Source organism: Xanthomonas sp. LMG 12459, assembly GCF_009192905.1.
In the GTDB taxonomy this organism is placed as follows: Bacteria; Pseudomonadota; Gammaproteobacteria; order Xanthomonadales; family Xanthomonadaceae; genus Xanthomonas_A; species Xanthomonas_A sontii.
Genome location: NZ_NSGT01000048.1, coordinates 1 through 12545, shown reverse-complemented (window position 1 = coordinate 12545; position 12545 = coordinate 1). Strand labels below are relative to the sequence as shown.

The window sequence follows — 12545 nt, the reverse complement described above, 5'->3', positions numbered from 1 at the left end:
TCGGCGCGGCGTGCACGGTTGGACGCGACCTCAGCGCTTGGGCTGCAGCATGGTGCCGGTGCAGTTCTTGGCGCCGCAGCGGCATTCCCAGATCTTCTTCAGCCGTGGCGTGTGACGCTCGGCCAGGGTGATGCCGTAGTTGTAGGTGAGTTCTTCGCCGGGCTTGATGTCGCGCAGCGCCTCGATCACCACCTTGTCCTTGCGGCGGTCCTCGCCCTCGGCCTCGACGATCACCGCCTCGCAGTTCGGCGCACAGCTGTGGTTGATCCAGCGCGCGTCGTTGCCCTCGTAGTTGGCGTCGATCACGTAGTCGTCGCTGAGGGTGAACAGGAAGGTGTGCCCGGTCTCGACGTCGCCGGCCTCGTCGCGGTCGACCTCGGCGTGGCTGCGGCGGCGGCCCTTGTACTCGATGACCCGCTCGCCTTTCTTGAGCGGCAGCACGGCGAACACGCCGTTGCCATGGATGCGGGACTTGCGGGCGGCGATCTTGCGGGGCATGCGGCGATCCGGACAGGAAAGCCTAGATTCTGGCGCACATCGCCCGCGATCCCAAGTCTGCGCGCGCCGGCCCGCCGACCGCGCCCCCGCTCCGGCCCGATCGTACCGATCGAAATAAGAGATGAATGGCCCAGTTGGACGCTGCGGCGCAAAAGCGTACAATTTCGGTCCGCATTGAAAAACCACCGCGTCTCCATGCTCCGCGTCACCAAGCTCACCGATTACGCCACCGTCGTGCTGACCGTGCTCGCCGCGCGTCCGAACGAAGTGTTGAGCGCGACCGAACTGGCCGAACAGGCCGGGCTGGAGCCGCCCACGGTCAGCAAGCTGCTCAAGCCGCTGGCCCAGGCCGGCCTGGTCGAGGGCCTGCGCGGCGTGCGCGGCGGCTACCGGCTGGCACGTCCGGCCGACGCCATCACCCTGATCCAGATCGTCGAGGCGATGGAAGGCCCGCTGGCGATCACCGAATGCAGCCACCACGGCAGCCAGTGCAGCATCGCCCAGACCTGTGGCGTGCGTTCCAACTGGCGGCTGATCAACGACGTGGTCGCCGACGCGCTGCGCGGCGTGACCCTGGCGCAGATGCTCCATCCCCTCCCCCCCTCCGGCGATCCGAAACGGCGTTCCATTGCCGTGCGGTTCGCGACCACCTGACCTGTAGGCAGCCCCATGGCCACCGAAAACGCTGAAATCCTGGAACGGCTGGGACGTCGCTACGACGCCGGCTTCGTCACCGACATCGAATCCGATTCGTTCCTGCCCGGCCTGAACGAGGACGTCGTGCGCGCCCTGTCCGTGAAGAAGGACGAGCCGGAATGGATGACCGAGTGGCGCCTGGCCGCCTACCGGCACTGGCTGAAGATGCCGATGCCGCACTGGGCCAAGCTGGACATCGCGCCGATCGACTTCCAGGCGCTGAGCTACTACTCCGCGCCCAAGGGCCCGAAGTACGCCTCGCTGGACGAGGTGCCGAAGGAGCTGCTGGACACCTACGACAAGCTGGGCGTGCCGCTGCACGAGCGCGCCAAGCTGGCCGGCGTGGCCGTGGACGCGGTGTTCGACTCGGTCTCGGTCGGCACCACCTTCCGCAAGGAACTGGCCGAGAAGGGCGTGATCTTCTGCTCGATGTCCGAGGCGATCAAGGAACACCCGGAGCTGGTCAGGCAGTACCTGGGCAGCGTGGTGCCGGTCGGCGACAACTTCTTCGCCGCGCTCAACTCGGCGGTGTTCTCCGACGGCAGCTTCGTATTCATCCCCAAGGGCGTGCGCTGCCCGATGGAGCTGAGCACCTATTTCCGCATCAACGCCGGCCACACCGGCCAGTTCGAGCGCACCCTGATCGTGTGCGAGGACAAGGCCTACGTGTCCTACCTGGAAGGCTGCACCGCGCCGATGCGCGACGAGAACCAGCTGCACGCGGCGGTGGTCGAGCTGGTGGCGCTGGAAGACGCGGAGATCAAGTACTCCACCGTGCAGAACTGGTACCCGGGCGACGAGGAAGGCCGCGGCGGCATCTACAACTTCGTGACCAAGCGCGGCGAATGCCGCGGCGCGCGCAGCAAGATCACCTGGACCCAGGTCGAGACCGGCTCGGCGATCACCTGGAAGTACCCGTCCTGCGTGCTGCTGGGCGACGACTCGGTGGGCGAGTTCCACTCGGTGGCGCTGACCCATCACCGCCAGCAGGCCGACACCGGCACCAAGATGATCCACGTCGGCAAGCGCACCAAGAGCAAGATCGTCAGCAAGGGCATCAGCGCCGGCCGCGGGCAGAACACCTACCGCGGGCTGGTCAAGGTGGAGCGCAGTGCCGAGGGCGCGCGCAACTACACCCAGTGCGACTCGCTGCTGATCGGCAAACAGTGCGGCGCGCATACCTTCCCGTACATCGAGGTCAAGCATCCGACCGCGACCGTCGAGCACGAGGCCACCACCTCCAAGATCAGCGACGACCAGTTGTTCTACTGTCGCGCCCGCGGCATCGACCAGGAAAACGCGGTGTCGATGATCGTCGATGGCTTCTGCAAGCAGGTGTTCCGCGAACTGCCGATGGAGTTTGCGGTGGAAGCCAAGAAGCTGCTGGAAGTCTCGCTCGAAGGCTCGGTCGGCTGACGCCTTTCCTTCTCCCTCTGGGAGAAGGTGGCGCGAAGCGCCGGATGAGGGTACGTGCGCAGCCTCGCACACCCAAACCCGCGAGATGCTTCGCACCGCTCCCTCACCCCAACCCCTCTCCCGGTGGGAGAGGGGCTACACCAAAGAATTCTGACGGACCATCCCATGCTCACCATAGAAAACCTCCACGCCTCCGTCGCCGGCAAGGACATCCTCAAGGGCCTGTCGCTGCAGGTGAAGCCGGGCGAAGTGCACGCCATCATGGGCCCCAACGGCGCCGGCAAGTCCACCCTGGGCAACGTGCTGGCCGGCCGCGACGGCTATGAAGTCACCAACGGCAGCGTGCGCTTCGACGATGCCGACCTGCTCGAACTGGAACCGGAGGAGCGCGCCGCTGCCGGCCTGTTCCTGGCCTTCCAGTACCCGGTGGAAATCCCCGGCGTGAACAACACCTACTTCCTGCGCGCCGCGCTCAACGCGCAGCGCAAGGCGCGTGGCGAGGCCGAGCTGGATTCGATGCAGTTCCTCAAGCTGGTCCGGCAGAAGCTGGCGGTGCTGCACCTGAAGGACGAACTGCTGCATCGCGGCGTCAACGAGGGTTTCTCCGGCGGCGAGAAGAAGCGCAACGAGATCTTCCAGCTGGCGGTGCTGGAGCCGAAGCTGGCGATCCTCGACGAGACCGACAGCGGCCTGGACATCGACGCGCTCAAGACCGTGGCCGAAGGCGTCAACGCGCTGCGCTCGCCGGAGCGCGCGTTCGTGGTGATCACCCACTACCAGCGCCTGCTCGACTACATCAAGCCGGACGTGGTGCATGTGCTGGCCGACGGCCGCATCGTGCAGACCGGCGGCCCCGAGTTGGCGCTGGAGCTGGAAGCGCACGGTTATGCCTGGCTGAAGGAGCGCGTGGCGCCCGAGGCGGCAGTGCAATGAGCGCCCTGCTCGACTCGCTGGCCGCCGCGTTCCACGGCGATGCCGCACGCCGCGCGCCGCTGGAGCAGGCGCTGCGCGACGGCCTGCCCGGCACGCGCAGCGAAGCCTGGAAGTACACCTCGCTGCGCGCACTGGAACGGCGCAGCTTCGCGCCTGCACCGCAGAACGCGCCGGCGGTGGACGCGGCCTTGCTCGACGGTATCCCGGCGCCGCGCCTGGTGTTCGTCAACGGCCGCGCCAGCGATGCGCTGTCGGATCTGAGCGGCCTGCCGGCCGGGGTGGAGCTGCAGCGGCTGTCGACCATCCTGCGCAGCGGCGACGCTGCCATGCGCTTCCTCGGCCGCCGCTTCGAACGCAGCGACGAGGTGTTCGCCCAGCTCAACGCCGCCCTCGCCGACGAAGGCTGCGTGCTGCGGGTGGACGCCGGCGTGCGCGTGGAGCAGCCGCTGCACCTGGTGTTCGTCTCCACCGCCGCCGAGGCCGACCTGGCCTGGCACCACCGCCACCTGATCGAACTGCGCCAGGACGCGACGCTGGCGCTGGTCGAGCACCATCTGCATGGCAGCGATGCCGCGCACCTGAGCAACAGCCTGGCGCACGTGCACCTGGCCGCCGGCGCGCAACTGAGCCACGCCCGCGTGCAGGACGAGGCGGCCGGCGTCACCGCGCTGCTGCGTACCGATGCGGTGCTGGCGCGCGACGCGCAGTACCGGCGTGTGGACCTGGAACTGGGCGGCGCGCTGGCCCGGCACGAACTCAACGTGCGCCTGGAGGGCGACAACGCCAAGCTCGTCGCCAACGGCGTGCTGCTCGGCAACGGCCGGCGCCAGCTCGACACCCGCCTGGGCATCGAGCACATCGCCCGCGACACCGCCTGCGAGCTGCTGTGGCGCGGTGTCGCCACCGGGCGCAGCCGCGTGGCCTTCCATGGCGGCATCCGCATCCGCCACGGCGCCGACGGTACCGACGCGGCGCTGTCGAACAAGAACCTGCTGCTGTCCGCCGACGCCGAAATCGACACCCAGCCAGTGCTGGTGATCGATGCCGACGAGGTCAAGGCCGCGCACGGCGCCACCGTCGGCCAGCTCGATGCCAATGCGCTGTTCTACCTGCGCTCGCGCGGGCTGCCGCAGGAACGCGCGCAGCAACTGCTGACCGCCGCGTTCTGCCGCGAGCCGGTCGGCACGCTGGCGCCGGCGCTGGGCGAAGGCCTGCTGGCACGGCTGGAGCGGGCGCTGAGCGCCGCAGGCGTGGCATGAACGGGCCCGCCGCGCACAGCGCCACGCCGCAGGCGCCGGACTGGGATGCGGTCCGCCGCGACTTCCCGCTGCTGATGCGGGAAGTGCACGGCAAGCCGCTGGTGTACTTCGACAACGCCAACACCGGGCAAAAGCCGCTGCAGGTGATCGCGGCGACCGATGCGTTCTATCGCCGCCACAACGCCAACGTCAGTCGCGCGGTGCACGCGCTCGGCAGCGAGGCGACCGAGGCCTACGAAGGCGCACGGACCCGGCTGGCGCGCTTCCTCAACGTGCGCGCCGACGAACTGGTGCTGTGCAGCGGCGCCACCTTCGCGCTGAACCTGGTGGCGTACTCGTGGGCACTGCCGCGGCTGCGCGCCGGCGACACCATCCTGGTGTCGCGCATGGAGCACCACGCCAACATCGTGCCCTGGCAACTGGTCGCGCAGCGCACCGGCGCCACGGTGAAGGTCGCCGAGATCACCGCCGACGGCGCGCTGGACCTGGACGCGCTGCGCGCGGCGATGACCGCCGACGTCAAGCTGCTGGCCCTGGCGCACGTCTCCAACGTGCTGGGCACGGTCAACCCGGTGCGCGAGATCTGCCGCGAGGCGCGCAAGCGCGGCATCGTCAGCGTCATCGACGGCTCGCAGGCTGCGCCGCACCGGCCGCTGGACGTGGCCGCGATCGGCTGCGACTTCTACGCCATCACCGGCCACAAGATGTGCGGCCCGACCGGCACCGGCGCGTTGTGGGCGCGGCGCGAGCACCTGCAGGCGATGCCGCCGTTCCTGGGCGGCGGCGAGATGATCAAGGAAGTCAGCTTCGACGGCACCGTGTTCAACGACCCGCCGCACAAGTTCGAGGCCGGCACCCCCAACATCGCCGGTTTCGTCGGCCTCGGCGCGGCGGTGGACTATCTGCAGGGGATCGGGCTGCAGCACGTGGAAGCGCGCGAGAGCGAACTGCTCGCGCACCTCACCGAGGAACTGCAGCGGATCGACGGCCTGCGCCTGTTCGGCACCGCGCCGGGCAAGGCCGCGGTGGTCTCGTTCCTGATCGAGGGCGCGCACGCCCACGACCTGGCCACCCTGCTCGACCTGGAAGGCGTGGCCGTGCGCTCAGGCCAGCACTGCGCGCACCCCCTGCTGCAGTTCTACGGCGTCGCCGCCACCTGCCGCGCCTCGCTGGCGTTCTACAACACGCACGCCGAGATCGAGCGTTTCGTGGCGGCGTTGCGGAAGGTGCGGGCGCTGTTGGGGTGATTGAAGCTGAGAATCGGGAGCAGGGAATCGGGAATCGGCAAAGCGCTCCACGTACGGACTGTGCCTAGCGGGCAAAACGTGTGCTCGCCTCCTTGAGAGCGCGAATTTCGATTCCCGATTCACCATTCCCCATTCCCGGCGGCACGCCCTAGAATCGGCCCATGCACACCCTCACCTTCCGCACCGCCACCGTCGACGATCTCGACGCCATCGCCGCCCTGGTCACCTCGGCCTATCGCGGCGACAGCAGCCGCGTCGGCTGGACCACCGAAGCCGACCTGCTCGACGGCAACCGCATCGACCGCGAGGTGCTGCGCGCCGACATCCTGCGTCCGCGCAGCCTGGTGTTGCTGGCCGAGCGCGATGGCGAATTGATCGCCTGCGCGCATGTCGCCGACGAGAACGGCGCCGGCTATTTCGGCATGTTCTCGGTGCAGCCGCAGGCGCAGGGCAGCGGCCTGGGCAAGACCGTGCTGGCCGAGGCCGAACGCATCGCCTGGCAGGAATGGCGGTTGCCGCTGATGCGGATGACCGTGATCGATCTGCGCGAGGAACTCATCGCCTTCTATGAGCGCCGTGGCTATCGTCGCACCGGCATCAAGAAGCCGTTTCCGTACGGCGACGCGCGCTTCGGCCTGCCAAAGCGCGACGACCTGCGTTTCGAGGTGCTGGAAAAGCCGCTGGGCGGTGCCGCATGAGCGAGACCTGGACCTTCGTCTGCGCCGACGGCGAACTGGCGCCCGGCGAAATGAAGACGGTGTGGGACGAAGTGACCGACACGCCGATCGTGGTGTTCAACTTCGATGGTCAGTTCTATGCGCTGGAAGACCGCTGCAGCCACGAGGACTACGAGCTGTCCCCCGGCACCTTCGACCCTGCTGCCGGCAGCATCGAATGCGTGCTGCACGGCGCCCGCTTCGACGTGCGCGACGGCCGCGCCCTGTGCGCGCCGGCCTACGGCCCGGTGCCGAAGTTTCCGGTGAAGTCCGAACACGGCGGGCTGTGGACGCGCGACGACCGCGGTTGAAGCCACGCGTTTTCGTCGCGACCCGGCGCTGACCGCGTCCTTCGCCATCTCTGCAGCGCCGCTCACGGCGATCGCCACATCAAGCGCCCTTACCTGCAGCAAGCGCAACGCTTGCTGGCACGTTGTGCGTGCGCGCCGGCAAGGCGGCAACCGGGATGGAAAGGCCATCTCGATCGATCCGATTCAAGATCCCGATCCCTCGGCCGCTAAGGGGAGACGATGTAGACGGATATGCAACTTCGTCACGATTACGTGAAATATCCGTTGCATTTCGTATCGGTTATTTATGCGACCACCCCTGGTACTCCCATCCCCCTTGCTAGGACCAGAGCATGACCGCTCTTCTGCACCGCTTTAACGTCTCCAGACGCCTCTCCATCGCGTTCGGCCTGCTCATCCTGCTGTCCTGCGGGCTGGTGGTCGGCGGCCTGGTCACCCTGTCGCAGGCGCGCAGCCAGTTGGACACCGTCGCCCGCCGCACCGTGTCCAGCATCGTCTATACCAACGAAATGCTCGATGCCAGCTCGGACATCGGCATCCAGTTGCGCAACATCGTGCTGCCGACCACGCAGGAAGAGAACATCGCCTTCGCCAAGATCATGGTGACGGAACTGCGCCGTTATCGCGAATACTGCACCAAGCTGTTCGCCATCCCCGCCACCAGCGCGCGCGATCGCGCCTTGCGCGAGCAGATGAACCGGACCTACGCGCAGGCGAGCGAGGTCAACCAGCAAGTGCTGGAACTGGGCCTGACCTACAAGTCCGACGACGCGATGAAGGTGCTGCTGCAGCAGGCCGCGCCGGCGACTCAACGTTGGCGCGAGGCGATCAGCGCCTACGCCAGCTGGCAACGCAACAACGGTGAACAGGCCTACGCCGATGCGACCGCGGTGATGGCGCGCGGCCGCTTCCTGCTGATCGCCGGCGGCCTGGCCGTAGTGTTGGTCAGCAGCCTGCTGGCCTGGCTGATCACCCGCAGCCTGACCGTGCCGCTGGCCCGCGCCACCCGCGCCGCCGAAGCCATCGCCGAGGGCCGCCTGGACAACGACGTGGCCACCGACGCGCGCGACGAGCCCGGCCGCCTTTTGGTCGCGATGGGCCGCATGCAGACCCAGTTGCAGCGCTTCTCCCGCGAAACCGCCTTGATGATTGAGCTGCATGCCGACAAGGACATCAGCCACCGCATGCCGCAGGACTTCCCCGGCGTGTACGGCGAACTGAGCAAGGGCATCAACACCATGATGTTCGAGCACCTGGACGCCATCGTCGAGGCGGTCGAGATCCTCAACGAATACGCCAACGGCGATCTGCGCCGCGATGCGCGCCGGCTGCCCGGCAGCCGTGCGGTGCTGCACGAGTCGATGGATGCGGCCAAGGCCAGCCTGCTGGCGATCAATACCGAGATCAAGCGCCTGGCCGCCGCAGCGGCGGCCGGCGACTTCAGCGCCCGCGGCGATGCCGCGCGCTTCCAGCACGACTTCCGGCTGATGGTGCAGGACCTCAACGCGATGATGGAGGTCAGCGACGTCAATCTGGGCAAGCTGTCGGCGTTGCTGCAGTCCATCGCTGCCGGCGACCTCACCACCCGCATGCATGGCGACTTCCACGGCGTGTTCGCACGGATGCGCGAGGACGCCAACGCCACCACCGACCAGTTGACCGGCATCGTCGCGCGCATCCAGACCGCGGCCAGCAGCATCAGCGCCGCCGCCGGCGAGATCGCCAGCGGCAACGACGACCTGTCGCGCCGCACCGAGCAGCAGGCCGCCAGCCTTGAGGAAACCGCGGCCTCGATGGAAGAGTTGACCTCGACCGTGCGCCAGAACGCCGAACACGCCCGCCAGGCCAACCAGTTGGCGGTCGGTGCGGCCTCGGTGGCCTCGCAGGGCGGCGACGTGGTCGGTCAGGTCGTGCAGACCATGAGCGGCATCGAGGCGTCCTCCAAGAAGATCGGCGACATCATCTCGGTGATCGACGGCATCGCCTTCCAGACCAACATCCTGGCGCTCAACGCCGCGGTGGAAGCGGCGCGCGCCGGCGAGCAGGGCCGCGGCTTCGCAGTGGTCGCCAGCGAAGTGCGCACGCTGGCGCAACGCTCGGCCAACGCCGCCAAGGAGATCAAGGACCTCATCGATGACTCGGTCACCCGCGTCGCCGAGGGCTCGGCCCTGGTCGACCAGGCCGGCAAGACCATGCACGAGATAGTGTCGTCGGTGCAGCGGGTGACCGACATCATGGGCGAGATCTCGGCGGCGTCGCAGGAACAGTCGGCGGGCATCGAGCAGGTCAACCAGACCGTCACCCAGATGGACGAGGCCACCCAGCAGAATGCGGCACTGGTGGAGGAAGCCACGGCGGCGGCGCGCTCGATGGAAGATCAGGCCGGCCAACTCACCCAGGCGGTGGCGCTGTTCAAGATCGACACCCGCAGTACCGCGACGCGCAGCGCAACAGCGCCACGCACGCGCGCGGCCGAGGTGCTCGACCCCGCGGCCTGAGTCACCTCGGCACGGCGGGCGATGCGCCTTCCCGGCGCGTCACCCGCCGCGCGCTGGCGCCCACACCTGGCGGCGCCGGAGCCGGCTGCGGCACACTGTGCGCCTCCCCCTTGCGAGCGCGCCCATGAAGATCGTCGAAGTCCGTCACCCGCTGGTACAGCACAAGATCGGCCTGTTGCGCGACGCGGCGCTGAGCACCAAGGGCTTCCGCGAACTGGTCACCGAGCTGGGCACCCTGCTCGGCTACGAGGCCACCGCCGACCTGGAGACCGAGACCCACACCATGGAGGGTTGGGCCGGCCCGACCCAGGTGCAGCGCATCGCCGGCGCCAAGATCACCCTGGTGCCGATCCTGCGTGCCGGGCTGGGCATGCTGCCCGGCGTGCTGGCGCTGATTCCCGCGGCACGGGTCAGCGTGGTCGGCCTGCAGCGCGACGAGGAGACGCTGCAGCCGGTGCCCTATTTCGAACGTCTCACCGGACGACTGGAGGAGCGCGACGCGCTGATCCTGGATCCGATGCTGGCCACCGGCGGCACCCTCATCGCCACCGTGGACATGCTCAAGCGCGCCGGCGCGCGGCGGATCAAGGGCATCTTCCTGGTCGCCGCGCCGGAAGGCCTGCAGGCGCTGGAAGCGGCGCACCCGGACGTGGAGGTGTACACCGCCGCCATCGACGACCATCTCAACGAGAAGGGCTACATCCTGCCAGGCCTGGGCGACGCCGGCGACCGCATCTTCGGCACCCGTCTGGGCTAGGGCGTGTCATCAATCCCCGAGCATGCCGCGCCGCGGTTGCGCATGCCTGTGGCAAGGAAGAACGAGGAAGTGGATGTGCGTCCACGCCCGAGCGATAACGCGGCCATGGGCGCGCGCAATCGCGGCCCTTCGGGTTGGGCCTGGCAGGCGCGCTGCCGGCGCCGCGCGGCTTGACCTGACGGCCAGTCAGGCGCTGCGCCACGCAACGCCGGCAGCGCGCCTGCCAGACCCAACGCGGCATACTCGGGAATCGGTGACACGCCCTGAGCGGCGCCATCCGCGCCGTCCAGCATCAGCGCTGCAGCACCTGCAGCGCGGCGCTCACGTACACCAGCGGCGCATTCCAGTTGATCGCCACTTCGTTGGTGGCGTAGCTGCATTCCTTGTCCAGGTACGACAGCGCCGGCAGCGACGACGTGTAGGCGTGCTTGCACGCGTCGGCGTCCTGCTGCCCCGGCTGCGGACCGCCCACCAGCCATCCCGGCACCGGCGTGGCGACGCCGTCGGCGATGGAGATGCGATGGTGGATGTGCATCGGCGAGCGCGCGCCAATGCCGGTGACGAAGGACATGCCCAGCGGGTTGCGGCCGAGCACGTAGTCCAGCTGCGACTGCGCGGCCTGCAGGTATTCGGGCTTGTGCTGCAGCTGGTAGGCCTGCAGCAGCATCATCGCCTGGTTCATCGCGGTGGCGTTGCTGCCCCAGTGGAAATCGGCGTCGCGCATGGTCACCCGCCAGGCCGAGCCCTGCCACACCTGCACCAGGTGATCGGCCAGGCCCTCGATCTCGTCGGCAATGCGCGCCTGGTCGGCACGCGGGGTCAGCCGCGCGCGGTGCTGCGCCAGCGACATCCACGCCAGCCCGCCGACCTGGCGCCAGTCGGGCACGCTGGCCGGCACCTTGCGTGCCATCGCCGCCTCGTAGAAGGCGTCGTCGGCGGTAGCCAGATACAACTCGGTCGCGGCCCAGGCGAACTCGTCGTCGAACTCGGTGTCGTCGTAGGCGCCGGTGTGCACGTCGGCCGGCTGCGTGTAGGCCACGTCCGGATGCGCCTGCGCCCAGGCCCAGGCGCGCCGCGAGGCCTCCAGCATGCGCGTGGAGATGCCGCCGAACTGCGCGTCGTACGGGGCGTAGATGCGGCTGGCCTGGGCCATCACCGCGGCGAAGTCGAGCGTGGCGGCGGTGCTCTTCTGCACCACGTAGCGCGGCGCGCGCGCCTGGTCCGGCATCTGCATGCCGGCGAAGTCCAGGTTGGTCAGCTTGTGGTACACGCCGCCGTCGTGCGGGTCCTGCATCGCCAGCAGCCACTGCAGGTTCCAGTCGACCTCGCGCAGGATGTCCGGCACGTCGCCGCCGCTGTCGGGAATGCCTTCCGGGTGCGTGCTGAAGTAGGTGGGGAACTGCTCGTAGGCGGCCAGCAGGGTATAGACGGTGATGCCGGAGCTGACCACGTACTTGTTGTAGTCGCCGGCGTCGTACCAGCCCTTGGGCGCGGCGATCACGGTGCCGGCCGGGCGCTCCGGCGAGGCCGCCGAGGCATGCACCAGCACGTGGTCGTCGGGATGGCCGGCAGCGCGCGCGTGGCGGCCGGCGTAAGTGCCGTCCAGCGCGGTGCTGGCGCGGTTGTAGTAGTAGGCCTTGAGCGCGGCGCGCGACAGCGCGTTGTAGGCGTCTTCGCCGATGGCGAAGCTATCCGAGGGCGACAGGCCGTCGACCTGCAGGCGGTAGCGGCCCGGCGTGCGCAACGCGGAGAAATCGGCGATGCGCACGGTCTGATGCGCCGGCGGCCACGCCGCGGCGGCGCCGAGGGTGCCGCGCAGCACCACCTCGTCGCTGTCGGCGCGCACAATTGAGAACGCGTCGCCATGCCCATCCGGCACCACCGCCAGCTTGCTCGCGGCAGGCAGGAAACCGACCTGGTTCAGGCGGATCGGCGACGGCACGGTGGTGTCGGCATGCGAGGTGCAGCCGCCCAGCAACAGGCAGGCGAGGAACAGGCAGGACAGGGCATGGGGCAGCTTCATGCGCCGATACTGGCCGGCCATGATGACGGCTGCAAGCGCCACGTTGCGGACGCGCTGGCAGCGGTTCAAGACGCGGCGTTGGACGGCCGCATGCTGCGTTTCTGACAGCGCCGTCAGTGAGGCGTCAGCTTGGGGTCGCCATGCGGCGCCTACGGTGACGGCCTGTCCCCGCTGCCGGCGCCGCCCCGTGA

General features: G+C 68.7%; 11 protein-coding genes. 9 read left to right on the top strand and 2 right to left on the bottom strand.

Features of this window, described 5'->3' with window-relative positions; genetic code table 11:
• Positions 1 to 30: 30 nt before the first annotated feature.
• A complete protein-coding gene (locus tag CEK65_RS11865; RefSeq protein ID WP_017909663.1) occupies positions 31 to 498 on the bottom strand; it encodes an SET domain-containing protein-lysine N-methyltransferase in 468 nt (155 codons plus the stop codon).
• A 195-nt stretch (positions 499 to 693) separates the two neighbouring features.
• On the opposite strand from CEK65_RS11865, the gene CEK65_RS11860 reads away from it, so the two are divergent.
• From CEK65_RS11860 to upp, 9 genes are all read left to right on the top strand, one after another.
• Entirely contained in the window at positions 694 to 1152 is a 459-nt protein-coding gene (locus CEK65_RS11860) for an SUF system Fe-S cluster assembly regulator (RefSeq protein WP_017909662.1), read from the top strand.
• A gap of 15 nt (positions 1153 to 1167) precedes the next feature.
• Positions 1168 to 2610 (top strand): Fe-S cluster assembly protein SufB, encoded by a 1443-nt coding sequence (sufB, locus tag CEK65_RS11855; protein WP_017915889.1) that lies wholly within the window; start codon positions 1168 to 1170, stop codon positions 2608 to 2610.
• Positions 2611 to 2775: 165 nt separating this feature from the next.
• Positions 2776 to 3543, top strand: coding sequence for a Fe-S cluster assembly ATPase SufC (gene sufC / locus CEK65_RS11850; RefSeq protein WP_017909660.1), 768 nt, complete (start codon positions 2776 to 2778; stop codon positions 3541 to 3543).
• On the top strand, positions 3540 to 4802 hold the full coding sequence (sufD, locus tag CEK65_RS11845; RefSeq protein WP_148827931.1) for a Fe-S cluster assembly protein SufD: 1263 nt from the start codon (positions 3540 to 3542) through the stop codon (positions 4800 to 4802). Before sufC ends, sufD begins: the two co-directional genes overlap by 4 nt.
• Positions 4799 to 6049, top strand: coding sequence for a cysteine desulfurase (locus CEK65_RS11840; protein WP_017913831.1), 1251 nt, complete (start codon positions 4799 to 4801; stop codon positions 6047 to 6049). Before sufD ends, CEK65_RS11840 begins: the two co-directional genes overlap by 4 nt.
• A 161-nt stretch (positions 6050 to 6210) precedes the next feature.
• Positions 6211 to 6747: a GNAT family N-acetyltransferase gene (locus CEK65_RS11835; protein WP_152181853.1), complete on the top strand. Its 537-nt coding sequence runs from the start codon at positions 6211 to 6213 to the stop codon at positions 6745 to 6747.
• Positions 6744 to 7076, top strand: a complete 333-nt coding sequence (locus CEK65_RS11830) for a non-heme iron oxygenase ferredoxin subunit (protein WP_017909656.1) — start codon at positions 6744 to 6746, stop codon at positions 7074 to 7076. Before CEK65_RS11835 ends, CEK65_RS11830 begins: the two co-directional genes overlap by 4 nt.
• A gap of 332 nt (positions 7077 to 7408) precedes the next feature.
• Complete coding sequence (locus tag CEK65_RS11825; RefSeq protein WP_152181852.1) at positions 7409 to 9574, top strand: methyl-accepting chemotaxis protein; 2166 nt, start codon at positions 7409 to 7411, stop codon at positions 9572 to 9574.
• Positions 9575 to 9698: 124 nt separating this feature from the next.
• Entirely contained in the window at positions 9699 to 10331 is a 633-nt protein-coding gene (upp, locus tag CEK65_RS11820) for a uracil phosphoribosyltransferase (RefSeq protein ID WP_017910423.1), read from the top strand.
• A gap of 292 nt (positions 10332 to 10623) precedes the next feature.
• Here upp and CEK65_RS11815 read toward each other — a convergent pair whose 3' ends face one another.
• Positions 10624 to 12354, bottom strand: coding sequence for a glycoside hydrolase family 9 protein (locus CEK65_RS11815; protein ID WP_226980561.1), 1731 nt, complete (start codon positions 12352 to 12354; stop codon positions 10624 to 10626).
• Between the last annotated feature and the right edge of the window lie 191 nt (positions 12355 to 12545).